Source organism: Rothia dentocariosa ATCC 17931, from assembly GCF_000164695.2.
Lineage (GTDB): Bacteria > Actinomycetota > Actinomycetes > Actinomycetales > Micrococcaceae > Rothia > Rothia dentocariosa.
Genome location: NC_014643.1, coordinates 82,867 through 106,140, shown reverse-complemented (window position 1 = coordinate 106,140; position 23,274 = coordinate 82,867). Strand labels below are relative to the sequence as shown.

The 23,274-nt window shown below is 52.8% G+C and carries 16 protein-coding genes and 1 tRNA gene; 10 read left to right on the top strand and 7 right to left on the bottom strand.

The window, feature by feature from the left end; genetic code table 11:
- Positions 1-62: 62 nt before the first annotated feature.
- A complete protein-coding gene (locus HMPREF0733_RS00450; protein ID WP_013397446.1) occupies positions 63-1,058 on the bottom strand; it encodes a macrolide 2'-phosphotransferase in 996 nt (331 codons plus the stop codon).
- Positions 1,059-1,286: 228 nt separating this feature from the next.
- Between HMPREF0733_RS00450 and HMPREF0733_RS00445 the strand changes: the two genes are divergently transcribed.
- Positions 1,287-3,233 carry an ATP-dependent helicase gene (locus HMPREF0733_RS00445; protein WP_013397445.1) on the top strand — a complete coding sequence of 649 codons (1,947 nt, stop codon included), beginning with the start codon at positions 1,287-1,289 and terminating at the stop codon, positions 3,231-3,233.
- A gap of 70 nt (positions 3,234-3,303) precedes the next feature.
- Positions 3,304-3,894: a M48 metallopeptidase family protein gene (locus HMPREF0733_RS00440; protein ID WP_013397444.1), complete on the top strand. Its 591-nt coding sequence runs from the start codon at positions 3,304-3,306 to the stop codon at positions 3,892-3,894.
- Between the two features lie 152 nt (positions 3,895-4,046).
- Here the strand turns inward: HMPREF0733_RS00440 and HMPREF0733_RS00435 are convergent, their stop codons facing one another.
- On the bottom strand, positions 4,047-5,489 hold the full coding sequence (locus HMPREF0733_RS00435; protein WP_013397443.1) for a zinc-dependent metalloprotease: 1,443 nt from the start codon (positions 5,487-5,489) through the stop codon (positions 4,047-4,049).
- A 214-nt stretch (positions 5,490-5,703) separates the two neighbouring features.
- On the opposite strand from HMPREF0733_RS00435, the gene HMPREF0733_RS00430 reads away from it, so the two are divergent.
- The 3 genes from HMPREF0733_RS00430 to HMPREF0733_RS00420 all read left to right on the top strand — a co-directional run bounded on the left by HMPREF0733_RS00430 (position 5,704) and on the right by HMPREF0733_RS00420 (position 10,522).
- Entirely contained in the window at positions 5,704-6,897 is a 1,194-nt protein-coding gene (locus tag HMPREF0733_RS00430) for a YlbL family protein (RefSeq protein ID WP_013397442.1), read from the top strand.
- A gap of 153 nt (positions 6,898-7,050) precedes the next feature.
- A complete protein-coding gene (locus HMPREF0733_RS00425) occupies positions 7,051-10,233 on the top strand; it encodes a UPF0182 family membrane protein (RefSeq protein WP_013397441.1) in 3,183 nt (1,060 codons plus the stop codon).
- A 215-nt stretch (positions 10,234-10,448) separates the two neighbouring features.
- A tRNA-Met gene (locus tag HMPREF0733_RS00420) sits at positions 10,449-10,522 on the top strand.
- 205 nt (positions 10,523-10,727) lie between these two features.
- On the opposite strand, the gene HMPREF0733_RS00415 is transcribed toward HMPREF0733_RS00420, so the two are convergent.
- The gene (locus HMPREF0733_RS00415; RefSeq protein ID WP_004005070.1) at positions 10,728-11,576 is read right to left on the bottom strand and encodes an aldo/keto reductase; all 849 of its coding nucleotides are present in this window, start codon (positions 11,574-11,576) and stop codon (positions 10,728-10,730) included.
- Between the two features lie 665 nt (positions 11,577-12,241).
- On the opposite strand from HMPREF0733_RS00415, the gene HMPREF0733_RS00410 reads away from it, so the two are divergent.
- From HMPREF0733_RS00410 to HMPREF0733_RS00400, 3 genes are all read left to right on the top strand, one after another.
- The gene (locus HMPREF0733_RS00410) at positions 12,242-12,970 is read left to right on the top strand and encodes a DUF6318 family protein (RefSeq protein ID WP_013397440.1); all 729 of its coding nucleotides are present in this window, start codon (positions 12,242-12,244) and stop codon (positions 12,968-12,970) included.
- Positions 12,971-13,092: 122 nt separating this feature from the next.
- A complete protein-coding gene (locus HMPREF0733_RS00405; protein ID WP_013397439.1) occupies positions 13,093-14,136 on the top strand; it encodes a hypothetical protein in 1,044 nt (347 codons plus the stop codon).
- 538 nt (positions 14,137-14,674) lie between these two features.
- A complete protein-coding gene (locus HMPREF0733_RS00400) occupies positions 14,675-16,030 on the top strand; it encodes an S-layer homology domain-containing protein (protein WP_013397438.1) in 1,356 nt (451 codons plus the stop codon).
- 93 nt (positions 16,031-16,123) lie between these two features.
- On the opposite strand, the gene HMPREF0733_RS00395 is transcribed toward HMPREF0733_RS00400, so the two are convergent.
- The 4 genes from HMPREF0733_RS00395 to HMPREF0733_RS11195 form a co-directional block, all read right to left on the bottom strand.
- Entirely contained in the window at positions 16,124-16,840 is a 717-nt protein-coding gene (locus tag HMPREF0733_RS00395) for a PspA/IM30 family protein (protein ID WP_013397437.1), read from the bottom strand.
- A 189-nt stretch (positions 16,841-17,029) separates the two neighbouring features.
- Positions 17,030-19,069, bottom strand: a complete 2,040-nt coding sequence (locus HMPREF0733_RS00390) for a TPM domain-containing protein (RefSeq protein WP_244864753.1) — start codon at positions 19,067-19,069, stop codon at positions 17,030-17,032.
- Between the two features lie 236 nt (positions 19,070-19,305).
- The gene (locus HMPREF0733_RS00385; protein WP_013397434.1) at positions 19,306-20,151 is read right to left on the bottom strand and encodes a hypothetical protein; all 846 of its coding nucleotides are present in this window, start codon (positions 20,149-20,151) and stop codon (positions 19,306-19,308) included.
- 301 nt (positions 20,152-20,452) lie between these two features.
- Positions 20,453-20,614, bottom strand: coding sequence for a hypothetical protein (locus tag HMPREF0733_RS11195; protein ID WP_004005059.1), 162 nt, complete (start codon positions 20,612-20,614; stop codon positions 20,453-20,455).
- 297 nt (positions 20,615-20,911) lie between these two features.
- Between HMPREF0733_RS11195 and HMPREF0733_RS00380 the strand changes: the two genes are divergently transcribed.
- Entirely contained in the window at positions 20,912-22,246 is a 1,335-nt protein-coding gene (locus HMPREF0733_RS00380; RefSeq protein WP_013397433.1) for a S1C family serine protease, read from the top strand.
- A gap of 189 nt (positions 22,247-22,435) precedes the next feature.
- Complete coding sequence (locus tag HMPREF0733_RS00375; protein WP_013397432.1) at positions 22,436-23,257, top strand: electron transfer flavoprotein subunit beta/FixA family protein; 822 nt, start codon at positions 22,436-22,438, stop codon at positions 23,255-23,257.
- The last annotated feature ends 17 nt before the right edge of the window (positions 23,258-23,274 follow it).

The window sequence follows — 23,274 nt, the reverse complement described above, 5'->3', positions numbered from 1 at the left end:
TAAAGGCTGAGACACCACCCAACAGGGTGACGTCTCAGCCTTTAAATCTATCCGTTTTTACTCTAGTCTTCGTCGTCAATAACCTGTGGAATATCTTCTTCCTCTTCTTGCCCGAGTAACCCGCCGGTCGCGCGCAGACCATCCTGCACATCCAAAAGCATGGCGACGGCATGCTGCACAATATCGTCATCGCCGATCTCAGCACCGTGCGCCAACCACTGAGCAATAGCAAATTCCGCATAGAAATGCGCCCGCTGAATCAAATGCTCATCCGGTTCGGGGCGCATCTGCCGCTGGTAAGCATCCAATACGCTGTCGGTAAAGCCCTGATCGGAGCAGGAGAACAGCCACGCAAAATCTTGGGCAGGATCTCCCACCTGAACATCAGACCAACCGGTCACCTCAACAATCTTCGCGCCGTCAAGCACCAGGTTATCGGAGTTCATATCACCATGAATCACGTGAGCCTGGAACTGCCACGTGGGGCCGGGGGAGAGCACCGAACGCCAATGTGCTAACAGATCCGCAGGAATCTTGCCGGTTTGCGCCACACGCTCAAGCTCAACACTGCGGCGGCGGCGAATCTCCTCAGAATTATACGAGGGCAGGCCCGCCTCAAACACCAGATCGTGCGGCATCGTGTGCAGAGTCGCCAAAATTTTACCGAGAGAAACAGCTAGGCTATCTTGACCTTCTGCCGTATGCCCATTCTGCGCCGCAAGATCATCAACCTCATAAGAGGTACCGGGAATATGCGTGTAGATGAAAACGCTGCCGTCCTGATAGGGCACAGTACCCACCACAGTCGGCACCTGAAAAGGCAGGCGAGCACGCAGACCGGGGGTAAAAGACTGAAGAATAAGGTGCTCCGCCTCAAGCCGCATGCTGGCATCGGGGCGACGAGGAGCACGTACACGCCAGCGACGATTGGTCGAATCCACAATAATAGCTGAGTCAAAATCGGCGGTGTCGTCAAGAACGGCGGATGCGCCCACAGGGTAAATTCCCGGCACACCCGCTGACACAATGGCGGCAAGCTGAAGAGGCGTTAAAGTCACCCTCTTAGAGTATCAAATGAGCCTCATGAGGTTCGGCACGTTCGCCCCTCGCACACATTTTCGCGTACGATCCCTTGAAAACTCGGGTCACGCAGCAATAAACACGGAATAAAGATACCCCTACCTTGGGCATGCTTATACTAACCGCCGCAGACAGACCCCACCTAAGGTAAAGGTACAATAGTAACCAGCGTGTGAACACCCGCAGAGCACCAGGAGAGGGGCGTTATGCCAGCACAGGGCGCCGGAGCATCCAAACAGCAAGCTCTCTTCGGCATACCCGCCCAAAAATCATCCCCGACTCACACTCAAACTCCACAGGTACCGGCACGACCCGCACCCCCACCAGCAGCCCCCCAACAAAATCACGCTGCGCCCCAGCTTTCCCCCGAAGATATCCTCGCGGGTCTCGACGAAGACCAACGCCGGGTCGCCTCCGAACTCAACGGCGCGATGCGCGTACTTGCAGGCGCCGGAACCGGCAAAACCCGCGCTATCACCCACCGCATCGCCTACGGAATCGCCTGCGGAAAATACGTTCCCCAACGCGTTATGGCTCTCACCTTCACCACCCGCGCGGCAGAAGAAATGCGCCTTCGGCTGCGATCCCTCGGCGCCGTAGGAGTCCAAACCCGAACCTTTCACTCCGCAGCGCTGCGCCAACTCAGGTATTTTTGGCCCAGCGCTATCGGCGGTTCATTCCCCGATATCGTCAAACATAAAGCCGGTTTAATCACCGAAGCCGCCCAGCGCCTGCGCATGAGCGTCGACCGGGCACTTGTACGCGACATTGCGGCAGAAATCGAGTGGGCAAAAGTCAGCCTGTTCACTCCCGACACCCTCACGCCGCATCTGCACCAGCGCAACCTGCCCTCCGGAATAACCCCGCAGAACATGGTGCGGCTCTTCCGCGCCTACGAAGACCTCAAAGACGAAAGGAACCTCATCGACTTTGAAGATGTTCTGCTCCTGACCGTTGGCATCATCGAAGATGACGATGCGCTCGCCGCCACCATCCGCGAACAATACCGTCATTTCGTGGTAGACGAATATCAGGATGTTTCGCCCCTCCAACAGCGCCTTCTCGACGCCTGGCTGGGGGAGCGCGATGATTTATGCGTCGTGGGCGATGCCTCGCAGACCATATACTCGTTTACCGGCGCCACCAGTCGGCACCTTCTGGAATTTCCGCGACGGTACCGAGGCGCACACACGGTACGGCTCACCCGAGATTACCGCTCGCACAGCCAAGTGGTCGAACTGGCAAACCGACTCCTAGCGGCACGGCGACCGCGCCCGGACTCCACCGAATTCTCCTGGGCACCCCCGCTCAAACTCGTTTCCCAGCGCGGACCGGGAGTTGAAAGCCAATGGTTCGGATATACGGATGACGAACGTGAAGCCGAAGGCATTGCCGAACAAATCCAGGATCTCCTCGAAAAAGATGGCGTTCCGGCATCAGAAATCGCGGTGCTTTTCCGCACTAACGGGCAGTCCGGGCTTCTGGAGGCGGCGCTCGCCGATCGCGGTATTCCGTATCAGTTACGCGGAGCTGAGCAATTCTTCGATCGTCCTGAGGTCAAGCAAGCGATGCTTGCCCTGCGAGCGTCGGCAAAATCAACGGACGGTTCCGAGAACGTTCCCCGTTATGTGCGTGAAGTGCTGGAACCTTTGGGATACACCGAAAAAGCGCCCCAGTCCGCTGGCGCTGTACGCCAAAAATGGGAGTCTCTTGCCGCGATCGTCTCGATGGTTGATCATCTGGAAGCTACCCGCATCGAAGACATCGCTCAAGCGGAGGCAGCGGGGGCTCCCGTTCCGCATCGGCTCACGGTACACGATGTCGTTGCAACGCTTGCGCACCGTCTTGCCACCCAGGATGCTCCCGTCATGGAAGGCGTCACGTTAGCCTCTTTGCACTCTGCGAAGGGCTTGGAATGGGATGCGGTCTTCCTCTGCGGTTTAAACGAGGGGCTTATGCCCATTACCTTCGCTCAAACCTCTGACGAAATCGATGAAGAACGCCGCCTGCTTTATGTGGGGATCACACGTGCCCGCAAATACCTGTGGTTCACATGGTCGGATTCACGGACCACCGGTGGGCGGGGAAAACGCCGTCGTTCCCGTTTTCTGGATGATATTGACCCGTCCCGTCAATCCGCCCGACACAGCTAAATAATACCTGCGCACTCGCGGAGAATTACATTCATAAGACACCGTACCTAACGCTCAGATAGGGCAACATATGATGGCACGACAGAAAGTCCGACAGCACCACGAAGTTATTCCGGCGACCGCATCCACCCCGGAAATCCTGGTGGTGCGTTCGTCTCGTCGCCGCAGAACCGTCAGCGCCCAGCCGCAGAAAGACGGGAGTATTCGCCTGTTGGTTCCCGGCGCAAGTACGGATGCGCAAATCCGCGAATATCTGGAAAATCTGATTCCCCGTGTGCAACGGAAACAACGGGAGAGCGCCCGGCGCCGCCGCACTTTCACTTCTGACGATTATTTAACGGAACGTGCTCGTGCTCTGACAGCGGATCATCTGCCCGAGCTCGCGCCCGAGAAGTTTCCCGATTCTATCCGCTGGGTCTCGAATCAACGTAAACGGTGGGGATCCACCACACCGACTCAGGGCACCATCCGTATTTCCGATGATCTTCAGGGAGCCCCCGAATACGTGGTGGACTCCGTGATCTACCACGAACTTTGTCACTTCGTGGAACTTCACCATAACGCCCGTTTTCGCACTCTAGAAGCCCGGTTCCCTAACCTTGATAAAGCACGGGCATTCTTGGCGGGTATGGAATTTATACGCGCGCAAGCCACCAACTAAGAACCGCGATGATCCACAACAAATGTGGGTCCCGAAGGCAGAAAACCTTCGGAACCCACAGAGCATTTCATCGGCTGGTATCACGCATGAGATGCGGTGCGCATCCCTCAATCGCCCACAGTGTCTAATGTGCGATTACGAAGCGTGGCGTGTTATGTATTAGGTTCGTCGCCGGTGGAAGATTCACCGCCGTCGGACTCGCCTTCATCAAAACCACCGTCCAGAAGTTTCTGCAGCTCGGTGTCAAAGTCAATATCCTCAACCTTGAACTCATCCTGGCGTGCTTCATAGGCATCGGGGTCTTCAAGCTCAGCGGCGGTCGGCAGAGTCTCCGGCGCTGCCCACAGTTCATCACGGGCCTCATATCCGTGCTTCTCTTCATAGGTGCGCCAGAAATTCTGCGCCTCACGCACCAGGCGAGGGCGAATCTCTAAACCGACCAGAGTCTCGAACACGCGCTCGGTCGGGCCGCCTTCGATACGACGCCGCACCAGTGTTTCCGCCAGCTGCGGGGCTGTGGGCAGGTTTTGGGTTGCCTGCTCAGCTACCAGCGATACCCAGCCCTCTACTAGGGCAAGAAGAGCTTCCAGGCGCTCAACTGCAAGTTCTTGGTCTTCCGTACGCTGCGGGTTGAACAAGCCGCCGTCGAAGGCATCCTGTACGGCCTCGGGGTTGCTCAAATCTACCTGGGATGCGGCATCCTGAATACGATTCATATCCACACGGATACCACGAGCATAACGGCTTACCAGCTCCAAAATATCTTCACGCAGCCACGGGTTTGTGCGGTGCAGACGAATCAGCGCTGCCTCACGCACCGCCAGGTACAGCAGAATTTCCTGTGCAGGCACCTCAATATCTTCAGCAAGCTGAGTGTAACCGGCGGGCAAGAGCGCACTGCGCCCTGGCGCGAGGGGGAATCCAATATCGGTAGAAGAATATACCTCACCGGCAAGCTCGGTCAGTGCCTGCGCCATCTGGGCCCCAAAAATCATGGAACCAATATTGTTCAAGAATCCGGTGCCGCCCAAAAGCTGGGCCAGCTCTTCGGGAACATCTTCGGTGGAGGGGAGCACCATCGCCTGAGTTACCTCAGCCGCTACGGGCTGTACCATATCACGCCAAGATTCGAAGGAAGAATCGAGCCATTCAGCCTTGGACCAGGCCTCAACAGGAATATTGTGACGCTCAAAAATGGTGACGCTGTCCAACCACAGATCGGCGAGGTTAGAGGCATCGCGCGTGGCCGCCCTCAAGGACTCGGTGATGGCGGGATCCTCCCCGGTGGTCGCTAAGAGCTGACGAGCCTGGTCTTTCACACCCTGCCAGTTAATCCCGTTTTCACTAGCCCCAGCAGTAAACATTGACTGTACCTGCGCAAAAATACCCTGGAGCATAGAGGGATCAAAAGACATACCCATAGCGTTCATATCTTCAGGGTTTATATTTCCGTTCAGAAAAGCAAACGGGTTATCCGCTGTGCCGTTGCCGTTCTGCTCGGCGTTAGGATCAAAACCCTGTTCCTGCATCTTTTTCAGGAACTCCTCAAGGGGATCGCGGTCATTTGAATTATCGTTGGTGGGGTTCTCAGCCATGTCACATACCTTTCAGTATTGAGGGCGGGCACAGTCTGCCCCTACCCGTCTAGTAAAGGGTACCTGGTAAACCTGTGAGTTTGCCGTGATTTCGCGGTATTCGCTCTAGGCACAGCCCATACTATGACCTCGGCGGCGTACAATACTGACGCCGCAGTGTACCCCGACCCATCATGTGGTGTTCCCAACAAAAATATCGGGTACTCTAAGAAGCATGGCTAAGCGTGCATTTTTCTTGAGAAAATCCCATCAGCAGAGCGATGAATCTCTTCCATTATCAGAACGACGTTCCCTGAATCTGCGCTTTCTAACTGCTTCCGCAACCTGTTTGCTGATGCTCGGTGCTTTCGTGCTGCCCAGCTCATATAGCAAAGAAGGGCCCGGACCTCTCTTCGATATTCTCGGGCAATACCAGGATCAAGATATTATCCAGATCAACGGCACGCAAACCTATCCCACCACCGGGAAATTGAATATGACCACAGTATCTGTCTCCGGCGGACCCTACACCGTTCTCCCCGGAGCGGATGCGTTCTACAGCTGGTTGGCTACGGACGGCAACCGTTACCTTGTGGTTCCCTCCGAAATTACTTATCCGCACGTTACCCACCAGCAAGCTAACCAGGTCAGCAGCGCACAAATGGCGGATTCTCAAACCCAGGCGAAAGTTGCTGCGGCGCGTTACCTTAAACTGCCGGTGACCGAGAAAATCAGTGTTCTCCAAACCGCCTCCGGATCACCCGCTGAGGGGCAGGTGCAGGGTGGGGACCGCATCCTCAAAGTGGGGGATAAACAGATCAATACTCTCAAAGATGTTACCGGAACCGTGCAGGCCTCAGAAGGACGACCCGTCACCTTCGAAATCAGCCGGAACGGCGAGAACCAGAATATTACTCTCACACCGCGGCGTGACGATAAATCGGGGCGCTGGCTTGTCGGAATTGTGCTCAAACAGGACTTTGATCTTCCCTTTGAGGCAACCTACAACCTTGACGGTGTTGGCGGCCCCAGCGCGGGTCTCATGCTCACCCTAGGTACCATCGATAAGCTCACCGAGCAAAGCCTGCTTGCCCCCGAAGACGCAGGAAACGAAGAATCAGCCCGAAGCTATGTAGCCGGTACCGGCACCATAGATGCCAGCGGTAAAGTCGGTGCCATCGGCGGCATTAAATATAAGATTATCGCTTCCGGACGCCACGGTGCCCACTACTTTTTGGCACCGCGCGAAAACTGTGACGATCTTCAAGAAATCCGCAGAACCGACCCCAATGTTTTCAAATACTATCGTGGGGAAACACCAGCAGGTGATATGCAGGTAATCCCGGTCGATAACGTTGATGAGGCCGTGGATGCCCTCACCAAGATTAAGAACGGAGCCGCCCCCGATCAGTTCCCCACCTGCGGGTAAAAGGTTTTCGGCAATCTAGGCGTGCACATCAGGTTATAGGCAAACATACGGTATTTCTCCGCGTGTTTGCCTACGCTCCTGTCTGTGTCAGAGTGCCACATTTGAGATAATGTTTATTAACTATGTTCCAGCCACCAACGAAGTGAGGAATCCGTGACGGCATCTGATAACGAACATCAACCTCCTCAGCCTCCCCGTCGCGCGGGAGCAGACCAGAAAAAGAAAAAGCGGCGCTATCCGGGTCCTTTGGGTATTACCATCGCGGTGGTCATAGTCTTGATTATGGCGTTTGTATATGCCACACAGGTGTATACGGATTGGCTATGGTTCAATCAGCTTGGTTTTGGCAGTGTCTTCACCACCGAAATCTTGCTTCAGAGCTCTATCTTTGTGGTAACCGCACTCGTTGTAGCGGTGCCGTTCTGGGCTTCGATGTCTTATGCCATCAAACATGCTGACCACGATGATTCTCAGGCGAAGAAAGACGCCAAAAACGCGGATAAATCCGAGGAGCAGGCGCATCACGAGACCTCTAAATCCGGTCCGCATGAGCGCCATACGACCGAGCATGAGCATACGGAAGCCGAAGACCTTCTGCGTGACATGTTTGGCGGGCGTGATTTCACCGATAGTATGGCGCGGTACCGCCGGGGTATGGAGCGCATCCGCAAGATTCTCTTGGTGATTCTTCCAATTGCTTTAGGGTTCTTTATTGGGAGTGCCGGAATTAGCCAGTGGCAAACCGTGGCGCTTTTCTTGAACCGTCAGGACTTCGGCGTTCAAGACCCCGAATTTGGGTTGGATGTTGGATTCTTCGTTTTCACTCTTCCGTTCCTGAACCTAGTGGTTAATCTTTTGACCGCTGTTATCGTGCTCTGCGCTATTGGCGGTGCTATTATGCACTACTTCTACGGTGGTATTAAGGTTCGCCCAGGCGGTGTAGGAACTTCCGCCGCGTTCCGCCGTCATGCTGCGGTTTTGGCATGCGCCTTCCTTCTGGTGCGCGGTGCTGCGTTCTGGCTGGAACGGTACACCGCAGTTCAGCAGCAGTCGGGGCGCTGGGCCGGTGCTATGTACACCGATACGAACGCTATTATTCCCGTACGTTCTATTTTGGCGATTTCCGCAGTTCTGGTGGCTGTGTTGTTCTTGGCTACGGCTTCCGCGCATCGTTGGCGTTTGCCTCTAGTGGGAACCGCGATGCTGGTGGTTGTAGCTCTCGTCGCTGGCGGGCTGTACCCCTGGATCGTACAGCGTTTCCAAGTTGTGCCGAATGAACAGGCTGCACAGTCGCAGTTTATCCAACGCAATATCGACGCCACACGGTACGCCTACGGTCTCGATAAGGTAGAGACTACTCCCTATGACGCCACGATCGATACTCGTCAAGGCGCTTTGGGGAACTCTAGTGAGACTATTGCGAACATCCGTCTTTTGGACCCGAACGTGGTAAGCTCAGCATTCGCGCAGATGCAGCAGTTCCGTCCATACTATCGGTTCGACTCGAATCTCTCGGTGGACCGTTATTCCGTAGACAATAAGACTCAGGACACGGTGATTGCCGCCCGTGAGCTGAATCCTTCCCAGACTTCGGATGATTCCTGGTATAACCGCCACGTGGTGTACACTCACGGGTACGGCGTGATTGCAGCTTACGGTAACCAGGTTGACGGTGCGGGTAACCCCAAGTTCATGCAGTCCGGTATCAAGGCGAATGGCGTTATTTCTGAAAACTATGAGCCTCGTATTTACTTCGGTATGAGCTCTCCGCAGTATTCCATTGTGGGCGGCAGCGGTGATCAGCTGGAACTCGACCGTCCGCAGTCCGCCGATGAAACGAATTCTTCGGATGCAAAATACACATTCAACGGCAACGGCGGTCCCCGGTTGGATTCCACGCTGAACCGTCTCTCTTATGCGATTAAGTTCCAGTCATCCGATATTTTGCTTTCGGATGCGGTTCGTGATGGTTCGCAGATCCTGTACGAACGTAACCCGGTAGATCGCGTTCAGAAGGCTGCGCCGTATTTGAAGGTGGATTCCAAAGCGTACCCCGCTATTATCAATAACCGGGTGCAGTGGATTGTGGATGCTTATACGACCACAAACCAGTTCCCATATGCGCAGGGTGTAAGCCAGGAGAATAATCAGAATCCGCGCACGAATTCGATGAACTACATTCGCAACTCGGTGAAAGCCACCGTGGATGCCTACGACGGTTCGGTCACCCTTTATGCATGGGATGAAAATGATCCTATTTTGAAGGCATGGCAGGGCGTATTCCCCGGAACCGTGAAGAGCTATAAAGAGATGAGCGCCGAGCTTCTTAACCATGTGCGCTACCCCTCGGATATGTTTACTATTCAGCGCTCGATGCTGAATAAGTATCATGTGACGAACTCGAACAGCCTCTACGCGGGCGATGACGTCTGGTCGATTCCAAACGACCCTACGAATGATAGCGGTCGCCAGATTCCGCCTTATTACCTCTCGCTCCAGATGCCTGGGGATAGGAAGGCTCATTTCTCGCTGACGTCGACCTTTATTCCTCAGCAGAGTGATTCAAACTCGCGTAACGTGATGTACGGATTCCTCGCTGCAAATGGTGACGCCGGTACCGGCAAGGACGGCGAACGCAGCGCGGATTACGGTAAGCTGCGACTGCTCGAACTGCCGCGTTCATCGGTGGTTCCGGGACCTGGCCAGGCGCAGAATATCTTCAACTCTGATGCTGAGGTCTCGAACCAGCTGAACCTCCTGCGGCGCGGGTCCTCCGAGGTCATTAACGGCAATATGCTTACTCTGCCGGTGGCGGGCGGCATCCTGTATGTTCAGCCGGTCTACGTGCAGTCTAGCGGCGACGCACGGTATCCGCGTTTGCAGCGAGTGCTAGTCAGCTTCGGTGACAAGGTCGGGTTTGCCCCCACACTGGAGGAAGCCCTCAACCAGGTCTTCAACGGTTCTTCCGGTGCCAAGATAGATGCTCAGTCGGGACCGTCAGGAGCCGGCACTGAAGGCAATGGGGAGAAGACCTCTGGATCTTCGTCCAGCTCTTCTGGAGCCTCTGGCTCAGACCAGTCCGCTAGCCTGAAACAGCATCTGGCGGATGCATCCAAGGCTATGCAGGATTCGGATGCCGCTCTCAAGAAGGGCGATTGGGCAGCATATGGTGAGGCCCAGAAGCGTCTGAACGATTCTTTGCAGAAGGCTATTGAAGCCGAAAATAAACAACAGCAGGATCAGAAACAGGGCGGCGATCAGCAGGGAAGTGAGCAGCAGCCGAGCGGTTCATCCTCAGCATCGCAGAGTCCTTCTGGGGAAGCTACCTCTAAATAAGATGTAGTAGTGCTTGCGGTCTGACGGTCATAGCGGGGTGCCATCACATTCGGGTGGCGCCCCGTTTCGTCATCTTAAATTATTGATTCGGGCTGTCTATGAGAGCAATAAGGGGCGTTCAGACATCCAGTTTTGGGTTTTTCTGTGGTGTTTATCTCAGCAGATAGCTTCAAGTTGAGATGTTGCAGAGCGGTATGTATAGTTGTATGAGTCGCCGCGGGGTGGAGCAGTTCGGTAGCTCGCCGGGCTCATAACCCGGAGGTCGCAGGTTCAAATCCTGCCCCCGCAACGGAATACTCCCGAAGTCATAATTATGATTTCGGGAGTTTTTATTTTTGTATTGCTGATTCAATGTGCTGTGCCTAGTTATATCTGTAGCTGCCAGGAAAATCCGCGAACCAAACGCTGATTTCTGAGCCTTCACAACCAAAGTAAATCATGGGGTATTGCGAGATACTCATATAAGTTCATAGCCTCGCATAGGCTCCAGCGGACTATAAATTAAAGCGCGTGAGTAACCCTTCTACATGCTCAACCTTACGAGGATCAAAGATTAATGACTGATCGGTATTTAACGTTTTAACTGAAGCCATGTCTTCGACGGTCAACGCAAAATCGAAGATGTCAAAGTTTTGCTCCATACGTTCCCGTCGCACACTTTTCGGAATAGCAACAACCCCTTCCTGCATCTGCCACCGTAGAATTATTTGGGCAGGAGACTTACCGTATTTTTCTCCAATTTCTAAAAGTATCGGGTTACTGAAAATATCGTTCGCGCCTTCGGCAAAGGGAGCCCATGCTTCCGGCTGGATACCTTTCCCCTTCATATAGGAGATTTCATCAACACGCTGGTGGAACGGGTTAATCTCAATCTGATTAACGGCCGGGGTGACCTCGCTGAAGTGTGAAATATCGGCTATACGCACCGAATCAAAATTGCTCACACCAATTGCACGCGCGTGACCTGCCTGATAGAGCTCTTCTAATGCCCGCCATGCGCCGAAATAGTTATTCAAAGGTAGATGGATAAGATACAGGTCGAGATAATCTACTCCTAGCCTCCGGCGCGACTCCTCAAACCCTCGCTTGGCGCCCTCATAAGAGTAATCTGGCACCCACAGCTTAGAGGTTACGAAGATATCCTCACGATCAAGACCACTTGCCTCGATAGCTGCCCCGACAGCTTGCTCATTTTGGTAACCAGCAGCCGTATCAATCAGACGATACCCTACCTCCAATGCCTCGGACACAACGCGCTCGCATTCGGTGAGATCATCAATGTATAAAACGCCGAGCCCAAGCTGAGGCATCTTCACGCCATTATTGAGAGTTACGTACTGCATGTATCCTCCTCAGGTAGTTGAAATATGGATGGCATCACAGCTGGTTAATCCTTACCGTTACAAACCTCCTGCTAGCAAGTTGCGACAGCTGTGAAGCGCTATCTGTAGTGTCACTCTAAGCCTTCGAGTAGACTCTAAAGCAATACCTCCACAGAATGAGATAGCTTACATTTCCGAAACCGGATACAGCGCTGAGATAAAAGGCATACTTGTCCATATCTAAGTTTGGGGTTAGTGCAAAGCCTTTCTACCCTATTTCCATTTCATGTAGTCGCGGGCTTACCTGGTATTTCGTCGCTTTAGAACGCCCTGTAGCAACAGGGGGGGGCTGCATGAACCCTAGAACTTTTCTTTATACAAGAACAGAACGTAGGCGGATGCTGTTTAAAGGTAAAGCTGATACTCTGCTTTCTTTAATCGCATAAGGTAAACATGCCGAGGTTATTTATTAATAAATGGTTATATATGTCGCGGGTGAATCGCTAAATATTTTGAATCATCGTAGAGTAGCTACTAAGCGATAAATTCTCGCCACTCTCACTCAGGGCTTACTCTGGGGTTCCGCCGCTGGAAACCTGAAATACATAAGCCAGTAGGAGTGTGTACGGGCGAATCGTGTTTCCGTATTTTATTCACCCAGCCACTTTTTGAGGATGTGTTCACCGATGAATACTCGTACCCCTGTTTTGTCTCGTCGTGCCCTTATGAGCGTTTTGGGCGTTTCTGGGTTTGCTGTGTTGCTATCTGCGTGTGGGGAGGGTGCGAAACCTGCTGGAATGGCTACTGAGAGTCCTAGTTCTTCCTCTTCTGCGACTGCCGTTGCCTCTGCTTCATCCAGTGATAGCCCCTCGCCGTCGTTGAGCACATCGCCGCATTATTCGGGGAAATCGAAAGCTCCGGAAGGGGAGTATCGCCCTGCGGATTTTTATGGTCCTGCGCAGAATGTTCCGAAGCCCAAGACGGAGGAGGGGTATACGAATGCTTCCTTAGAGGGGATGCGTAAGACGGTGCAGGCGTGGACGGAATGGCGTAACTATGGGCTTCAGACCGGGGACTTCAAAGATGCCATGAAGTTTGTAGATAAACAGTACACTGATGAGCTAGAGCTCTATCAAAATACTTCGAGGTTCTATAAAGATGGAGGGTGGATTGTAGGTGGTGATCTTCATCAGTATGAGTTTCATGGCGAACCTATTAACCAGGGCAATGGAAAATACGAATGGAAATATCTTCTGCTCTGGCCTTATCGGATCTATATAGCGGCTGATGGAAGAGTCAACAAGGTATATAACGATGACTATGAGAATAACTGGTACATGATGACCCTTCACCATGATGGGAATCGCTGGTTTATCGATGGCACTCGTTTTCTAAATGTGCAGGGAAATAAGTAATTATGAGAATGAAGAAGTACTTTTCTGGTGGACTTTCTGCCTGTCTGATACTTTCGCCGCTATATTATGTTCCCAGTGCTCTTTCTATATCATGCGTGAATACCTCTGACAGTTTTCAATGTATGCAGCAAACAGAGACTCAGCTGCGTCAATCTGAGAGGAAAGATCCCGATAACTCTCAAAATCAAAGTTCTCCCAATATAGAGAGCTCACCAGAAACACTGGACGAAATACGGGCACGGCAAGAGGCTTATAGGAGGTGGTATGGGGAGCATCATCATGGGAATCTTGGGTTCGCTCAGGATAAAAGTGGTGCTAATAAGTCGTTTAGCTTTGATGTTGCCAATGATGGTTCGTACTGTGTTAGTCGGGATGGGCGTGTGGGTCAGTATAAAGAATTTACTGATGATGGTCAGGCTAAACCTGTTGGGGAGACGATTACGAATCATCTGTTCGGTGATACCTGCACCCTGAACGACCCGGAAGCAGCACAGCAAGCTCAGGGTGAGTATGAGCGGATTATCACCGAGATGCGCACCCATTTGCTGGAGCTGATCCCGGCGCACCCGCACCTGACCCTGGATAGTGCGCATCCACCACATACGAGTAAGGGTGAGGAAACGAACTTCTACACCACCCTAGAAGGCAGTTCTAATATTTTTGAAGGGGACTTACCGATTGGACGCACTAGGATTCGGGCGGTACCGGTGGCGTACCGGTATGAGTATGGAGACGGACACGACCTAAAAACACATAGTGCTGGTAACCCGGTGTCTTCACAGTATTCTGGTCAACCCTTACATGAGACGTCGACGAGTTATGCGTATCCGCAGGTGGGGAATTTTCATGCGTACGTCACGGTGACGTATGCGGGTCAGTACAGTATTGATGGTGGGCCGTGGCAGTTTTTCGGAACCGAGGTGTCTCGTATTAGTGATCCGGTGCTGGTGCGGGTGTGGGAGTCTGAGGTGCATTCGGTGGGTAAGACTTGTGCTGAGGATCCGGGTGCGAAGGGGTGTCCGGGTCATGAGGAGGAGCCTGATGTGGGGAATCCGAATCCGCAGTTGCGTAAGGTGGATGTGTATACGGGTCAGCGGTGGCATTTGGATGATGTGGGGGTGGGGGATAGTGAGGGTCGGTTGCACCCGACCTGGCCCAACATGTAAAACTCAGGGGCTCACGAAAGAATAAATATTTTTCCGTGAGCTTCTGGGCGAACCCTTCAGGGCGTCCCAGAGGTAGATTCTCTATAACCATGTGACTATTATCGCAATGGTATAAGAATAGAAGCAGGACATCTTTACTTTAAAAATCTATTGAGAATTAGAAAAAGCTACAAACCGCGATATGGTGCGATTCTGCTGTGGCGGTAGGTGCACATTGTCTCTCATGTATGTTCTTGCCAAACGTCAATTCTTAAGAACCTCTTGATCGGCATACTATACCGAAAATTTAACCTATGTTTTTATTTAATATTATTTAACTGGTAATTTAACTCTATTGAATGCTTTACTCCGCTATTGCAGACTTCGTAAAGCTCCCAAATCTGAGGGGACTAATCTCAAGTCCCAGCAGATTATCACTGCTCCGTAGGCGAAATTAGCCCTACCGGAGTCTATCACTCACAACACAAACATAGCGGCTGAATTCAGCGCACATTATTCAGCACATAGCGACAAGAAAATCGAGAACCGAGGACTTACTATGACCCGCATCAGAAAGATGCGTGCCGGAACCCTGGCCGCACTTACCGTACCCGCTATTGTGGGCGCTACCCTTACTGCACCCGCCCATGCAACCATCGCATCCGGCACATACCGCAGCTACACCGCCCCGAACGGCCTTAACTCTCAGTACCACGTGTATGCAAACGGTATTGACTGGTCAAAACCCGTGGGCGTAGTCTTCTACATTGACGGCGACTATTGGCGTAACGACCAGTCTAAGATTCACAGCCCTGAGCAGGGCATGCTCCCCGCTATGGGCCGTATCGCAAATGCCCGCAACATGGTTTTTGTACCCGTCGTGTCTCCAGATAAAAATGCATCCGGCAACGGCATTACCTGGTGGGAAAACCTTGACGCCAACGGCGACTATTTCCGCTCCTTTGCGCAGCAATTTATTTCGAGTAACGGCATCGACCCCTCACAGGTGTGGACGATGGGTTACTCCGGAGGCGCCGAGTTCATCACTTATGAGCTGAATGCGGATCGTCAGGGCACATGGCGCTCTGGCGGCGGTTCTATCCTCGTTGCGGGCGGCGGTTATGAGCGCATGCAGACCGAGGCGCCGCAGAACATTAAGAACCAGCCTATGTACTGGTGGGTTGGCGCCGCCGATACTTCTGGTACAACGAACCCTCCAACGTGGAGCGCCCGAGGGGCTGTTGAACAGGGCTACGCTGCGTACCGTAACAGCGGCTTTACCAATACCCAGATGAAACTGATCCCAGGTTTTAGCCACCAAGATTATGACCTGCCGCTCATCATGGCGCAATCCCTCGATACAGGCGGTCACCGTTTTGGCGCAGGGTACAGCGACCTTCCGACCACGAATCCGTTCTACACAGAGATTAGTTGGAACTCGGATCGCCGCATTATGACCGGTTTTGCCGATCGCACTTTCCGTCCGTACAGCGCTGTAAATCGTGCCCAGGTGGCAACGTATCTCTACCGTCTTGCGGGTAGCCCTGCCGTGGAGCTTCCCGCGACTTCTCCGTTCCCAGATGTTACGCCGAACCACCCGGCATATAAGGAAATCGTGTGGCTTAAACAGCAGGGAATTACGACCGGATGGTCCGATGGTACCTTCCGCCCACATGATACTATCAGCCGTGAGGCACTGGCAGCGTTTTTCTACCGTTTCAACGGTTCTCCCGCATATGCACCGGGTGCACAGCAGTTTGCTGATGTAAACCCCTCTACTATGTTCTATAAGGAAATCTCATGGATGGCAGATCAGGGTATTACTACTGGTTGGCCTGACGGCACTTTCCGACCTGGCGAAGCTACCTCACGTGAGGCTATGGCGGCGTTCCTGTACCGTGCCTCTAAACTCTAAAAACAGGTTTTCAGCATAGAACGTAAAACGCAGATGCTCCCCAACCTAAAGTTGGGGAGCATCTGCGTAATCTAACAGGCGATCAGGCTAAGACTATGCGTTCTTGTTCTTGAGAGCCGCAAGACGCGCATCAAGTTCAGACTGACGACCAAGCTCTTCAAGGTCATTGAACTGAGCGTCCAGAGAAGAAGCTGCAAGTTCCTGCTGACCCTGCACGCGAGCCTCTTCGCGGCGAACCTTCTCTTCAAAGCGCGAGACCTCGCTCGTGGGATCCATAACATCGAATGCCTTGAGCGCATCATTTACCTGAGACTGAGCGGCAGCGGTCTTCTGGCGGGCGTTAAGCTCATCGCGTTTGGACTTAAGCTCATCCAGCTTTGCACGCATCTTGGTGAGACCGTCTTTGAGCTGCTCCACCACCTGGGTCTGCGATGCGATCTGCGGTTCTGCGGCCTTTGCCTCACGTTCAGCCTGCATCTGCTTGCCCAGAGCAATCTTTGCGAGATTATCGAACTTATCCGCGTTAGCGGTGTCGCCGGCAGCACGGAACTCATCGGCTTTATTGGAGGCAGCCAGAGCCTTAGAACCCCACTCATCGGCGTCGCGCAGGTCTTCGGCATGATCCTGCTCCAGAAGACGCAGGTTACCAATAGTCTGAGCCACAGCTGCTTCTGCTTCTACAATGTTATTTGTATAGTCACGAACCATCTGATCTAACATTTTCTGCGGGTCTTCTGCCGCATCAATGAGGGCGTTAATATTAGCCTTTGCTAGCTGTGCGATACGACCGAAAATGGACTGTTTTACCATGTTATATCCTTTTCTTTCACGCGGCACCGGGAAGGAGCTTATTCGCACGTACAGCGCCGCAACTTTTCTTATTATCGTGGGTCAGCCTGAAAAATTACTGGGAAAATATCGCCTATAAGGTGACGAGTACAAGAACATGAGGTTAACGAGAACCCTAACACGCTTCTGACACACCTATGTTCTTGTAGGTTAGAAGCTGCCGCCGTCTCCACCGCCGAAGTCGCCGCCACCGCCTCCGAAGTCCCAGCCTCCACCGGAGTCACCGCCGCCCCAGTGATGACCGGTGGATGCTGAAGCAGAGTGTGAGCCCATCGCGCTAAAAATAGCACCTAAGAGCATGCCTTGCGCTAGGGAATCGCCGCCGTAGCTTTGACCATAACGGTTATCATCCCAGTAGTTGTTGACATCCTGATTTGCGGAGTTCTGCGCATCGCTCGCCAAAGAAATAGCTTCATATGCCCTGTTGAGCGAATTTACCGGGTCGGACTCCCGCAAACGATGTGCATCGCTCAGGGCAGTTTGCGCCTCCGATAGGTAGGTACGAGCTTGTGAACCGACACCGCGTCGACGGTTGTTAATGAAGTCCGATGCACTGCGTACCTGAGCCTCTGCAGAACGTAAGGTACGAGACAGACTTTCTTTAGCCGCCTGCTCACGCTCACGGTCGGCGCGAAGCGATGACATGGAACGATTCAGCTCGCTTGTGAGCTGATGCAGTTGCTCCGTGAGGGCAATAGGATCATTCGGACGTTCTTGTGCCTGTTGTGAAACCTGCCCAAGAATAGCCTCCATACCGGCTGCCGTCGCGGCGAGTTCGGCACGGTTCTGAGACTCCGCGAGGCTCTTAGCCTCAGCCACGTCACGTTGAATACTCAAAATGTCGGTGCTAAGGCTGGACTGCGCAGATTCCAAAGCTGAGGCGTGATTGCTGACTGCTTCTGCCAGCGAGGTAATCTGAGCCGCAGATTCTTCGGCGTTGCGCAGGTGTACAACAGCTTCAGACCGGGAAACATCCACTAGACGAGATGCCTCCTGAAGTTCCTGAGCCACCAGGCTTTGGTGTGAATCCAACAGAGCTGCAGATTTATTGATCGGTTCTAACGCACTCGGCAAGTACTGGTCCTTGAGTCGCGCGTATGTATGCTGCGCGGTTTCGACTATCTGCTGAAGTTCCGGTATACGCCCCTGGAGCCTAGCAATAGCCTGTGGAGCTTCGTGCTCAAGATTGCGCATTTCAGAGAGCTTCTGCGCCTGATCTCGGGAAATATCAGAAATCTCCTGAGAATTATCGATAATTTCGCTCAACCAAGCGCGCTGTTCCGCAACGGTGTCCGGAACATCATCGTTGAGAAGTTTCTGGCGATGGAATGATGCCTGCATGAGCTCTTGGGCGCGCGTTAGTTCCTCTTCAAAAGGCTTGACATGTTCATTACCGTATTGGGCGCGGGCAAATTCAAGTTCCTGCTTCGACTGCACCATAGAATTATCTGCCTGAACAAGCGCGGCACCAGCGCGAGTACGCAGCTCCTCCAACGAGACTTCAGGTACTTTAGACGCTGAATATGCGGGTGTACTTCCCGGCTCGTTTTTGGAGCGACGGCGTTTCATAATGTAGTACCCAGCGCCCGCTACACCCGCTACGCCTATGGCGCCGCCGCCTATAGCGACAGCGGGGCTAATGCCCCCTTTTTGGGCGTTAATACCGTTGACCGCCTCAAGAGCTGCACCTTTATAATCCCCGCTTTGCAGTTTTGGCTTGATGTATTTTTGGTACACCTCCGACTGCTGATCAGAACTGAGCGGCTTATTACTTCCAGCAGCGAAGTAAGCACGGCGGCTTTCTGTCGCTATGACAAGAATGGCATCCGCATTACCGTAGCTGTTCTTTTTCGCTGTCTCTTCAGTCCACGCTTTAGCCTCTTCAGGGCTCTCAAACTTATCAATAGTCAGCACATGCAGATCAATATTGTGGTTTTTAGAGAGTTCGCTGATTTTAGAGTTAAGTTCTGAGGTATCGCCCAAGACATTAGTCGTGTCTTGTACTCTACCTGTGATAGTCATGGGAGTTTGGGCTTGCGCGGTACTGATACCGGGTGTCAAGAACGAAGAGCCCGCCGCCGGTAGCGCGACGGAAAGCATAGTGGTGCCAAAAGCTAAAGCACCTACGCTGAGGGCACGTCGGATGCGCCGAGAACCAAACGGACGGTCAGCATTCGTGATATTACTCAAAGGAAGACTCCCATTCTTTCGCATATGCCGCGCGGTGATTATCCACGGCGTGGGAGGAATAAACCCACACGTACTTCCATCTTACCGGTCATCAACCTGTCATGAGCTGTAGTCATCACAGAGCGTACATATCTGAAGAAATTCCGGGCTAATTCTCAGGGTATGGTCGTCGACTGTTTACTCCAGGAGTACCGCTTTTGTTCACGATGCGGTACTCATTGGATGAATAATATTGGCTAATTCAGATCGTAGCCGCGGTTCTTCATATATTCCGTATCCGTCACCATATGGTGCCCGGGACGATTCGGCATTTGATACTGCTGGGGAACTTGTACCTGCGAAGGATCGCGGAGCGGCAGGTCGTTCTGCCATTTTTGTAATTCTGCCGTTTTTCGACGGTTTTTACGTACGACGCGGATGATGAGGACAGGAATTCCAAGCAGAATAAACAGGATAAAAACCAACACGCCTGCGGCAACAAGAAAATTTTCGAACCAGCCATCGGCTTCGGAAATATCGCTTAGTCCCTGAGGGATATTTCCGTCATTGCTCGCGGAGTAGTCATGATCCCCGATAAAGATATCAGTGAACATGCGTCCGGCGGTACCGTAAAGACCATGATCCGCGATAACACGCTTGATACTGCTGTTTTGGGAGCTCGAATTGTCTTTAACATACAGGGCGTGTGCCCATGCATCGCTCATAAAACTCTGGTCATTGCTGATAATAGTGCCTTGGTTCTTAGACGTATCGATAAGCAAAATTACTGTACGTGGGCGAGCATGGTTGAGACTCAGGAATTCTTGACCCCACTCCTTGAGCGGTTTGCCATTGGTCCCGGAGACCAACACCATATAGGCTTCTACCGAGTGAAGGGCATTACTGGTACTCAAACCTTCGGTGAGCTCGTCTTCAAGTCCATCCGATAAGGCATTAAGAGTTCCGTCCCGGTCAATAATAGGGGTTTGTGGATTTAGCGTGACCTCGAAAGGTGCTTGAGCGTGGGCCGCCGTCGGGTAAGCAATGAAACTAGCGCCGATACCGGTCAACGCGCAGATGAAAGACAGCATGAGGGTGACCATAATACGGGTCAGAGATCTTTGAGACGAATGGGGTCTAGATGTGGCACCATAAAAATTTTGGGAGACAGTGTTTCGGCGATGAATAGTCATACCAATAAACATACCCTGTTTTAGAGCGGCTTAAGGGAATTTTTCTGAAGAAATATCACCTTGCGATATGACTCAGCTGCACCACGAGTTGTTAGAGACTCTACGAAGCTTAAGAAAAGGTGACCGTTACCCTACTTAGTAGACGGCACCTCTTAGCTTGTATTACGAGCTTTCGTCGTTGGTGCGTGTAATACTAAGATCTTCGTGATTTTTATAAGCTGGTCGCCGAGCTAAGCTGCTGCTCAAGCGCAGAAGAACAGGACTGAGCACGCGCCAAACGACGATGCACTATGCCTGCACAGCACGCTACCAGGCCGGTACCTAAGCCAAGAATAACGGCCAGCATGGTACTAATAATGAGTGCTGTCAGCATGTCTGTTCCTTTCTTGACGCGATCTCGTTAAACCTTAGAGCCCGTCTTTAAGCGTAGGCTGTGAAATTGACTCTGGAAGGCTGTACCTCTTGAAATATTTTTGTGGAGTTACCCCGGAATTTGAGGGTTCTCAGCAAACTCCCAGGAAATTCCGGGTGCAACCTCAGAGAAAACGGAGGTATAAAACAAGAACTGCGTTTACAGTAGAAAAAGACGCGTGCCTGTTGGCGCTGTCGCCAATATGGTTATTCAGATATCACCTAAGATTTATTGAGAGCCCCTCAAGGAGAGACCACAATGACCCAATACCCTGGTGGCTGGAACCAAGATTCTGGCGCTAACGGTTATAACGATGCAACCCGTCCAATGCAGCATTCTGCACCCGGATCCTATGCTCAACAGGACTACCAGAGTACGGGTTATCAACAGCAGGGTTACCAGCAAAATTATCAAACTTCCGGGTATCAACAGAGCTCCCAGAACCCCCAGAATGGATATCAGAACCAGTACTCCGGGCAGGGGCAGAACCCTCAGCAAGAGCCCAAGAAGAAATATGGAACCGGTGTTGTGCTTACCGCGGCTTTGCTTGCAGCCCTTGTGGGCGGCGGCGTAGGTGCTGGTGTTGGAGGCGGTATTGCCGCATCTACAAGCAGCAATAGTTCATCCGTCACCGGTAGAAATGCTGGAGGCAGTGCAACAAATCCCACAGTCGTAACCGATACAGCTAAGAAGGTGCTTCCTTCGACCGTCACTGTAGGATCAAAGCTGACCGACGGTAACGGCGTTGGTACAGGTGAAGTTCTCGATAACCAGGGACATATTCTCACCAATAATCACGTAGTCTCTACAAACGGTACCCAGCAGTCCTCTAGAGTCGAAGTGCGTTTGCATGACGGAAGTATTCGCGTGGCAAAGATCGTGGGTACCGATGTAACCTCGGATCTTGCGGTCATCAAGATTGACCCCAGTGGGCTAGACCTTAAACCCATTACCTTTGGCGACTCCTCGAAGGTCGTTCCTGGTGAAACCGTGGTGGCGCTTGGCTCGCCGCATAATCTGCAGGACACCGTGACTGCGGGTGTTATCTCTAACACCGACCGTGCTGCAGAAGCAGAAAAAGACGGCGTATATATTCCCATGATTCAGACCGATGCGCCGGTGAACCATGGTAACTCGGGCGGTCCTTTGGTGAACTCTAGCGGGGCGCTCGTGGGCATCAACTCTCAGATCGAGTCTGAAGGCGGCGGCAATGAGGGCATCGCGTACGCCATTCCCTCGAACTACGCTAAGCGTATTTCTGACGAAATTATTAGCAAAGGTAAAGCAACCCATGGGTACCTAGGCGCGAATATTGAAAGCGCCCCTGGGCAGACCAACGAGGGAGAATCTCGGTTCTTCCCGGATGGTGTGCGGGTCACCAATATCTCTAGCGGAAGCCCTGCAGAAAAGGCTGGTCTGCAGAAGGGAGATGTTATCGTCGAGGCGGATGGCCACCGCATCGAACAGAGTAAGACCCTCAACGGCGTGGTGCGTGCACAAGCAGCAGGTGCCACAGTGGATATGAAGATTAAACGGGGGTCAGAGACAAAGAACATCAAGGTGACGCTCGGCGACGCCGATAATCAGCATTAACAGAGCTATAAAACTGCCCGAGGCGGCGTTTCACATGAAGAAACGCCGCCTCTCCTTTGCCTGCTGTGTTCAGGAATATACCGCTCTCATATCCGGGTTTTCCTGACTGAAGATTTCACGGCAAGGTAGAATATAGCCAAACCTAACTAAACCCCACAGACGCGCCGCACACACATGAGGCGCAGGAGGATGAGCGTGAGCGAAAACGCATATCGCATCGCCGTACTTACCAAGTACGTGCCAGACACCCAATTTGAACAAAAAATTGACGATACTTTGCGGGTAGACCGCAGCGAATCAGTGATGAGTGAGCTTGACGAATACGCTGTGGAAGCCGCCATGCAGATTGTCGAAGCGGAAGACACCGATGCAGCGAATTCTGCAGTTATCGCTTTTACGTTAGGCGCAGCGGATGCCTCTAAGGGGCTGCGCCGTGCGCTGCAGCTGGGTGCACACGCAGGCGTACACATTCTCGACGATGCTTTCGCAGGGGCTGATGCTCTGGCGACCTCACGCATCATAGCCGCTGCACTCTCCACCTATGAGCAGGAACACGGCACCTTCGACCTGATTCTGACGGGTATGGCATCAACCGAAGGTGAGACTTCGTTGGTGCCCGTTCAGGTGAGCGAACTTTTGGGGCGCACCGGAATCTCTCAGGTGGCATCGCTGACCGTTGCGGGCCGAACTGTTAGGGCACGCCGGGATCTGGATACTCGCTCGCAGCATTGTGAAACTGAATTGCCCGCTTTGATTTCTGTGACCGATCAAGTGAACACTCCGCGATACCCCAACTTTAAGGCGCTGATGGCAGCAAAAAAGAAGCCTATTACGACCGTGAACGCAGCGGATATTGCGGATGAGCTTGCTAAGTTCGGCGGCAGCGCATCTACCGTTACCGTGACCGAAGCGCAGACGCGGGAAGAACGCACCGCAGGTGAAACCATCGTGGATGAAGGCGACGGCGGCATACAGCTGGTCGAATTCTTGGCATCCCGAAACCTTATTTAACCAGTACAGGAGATAAT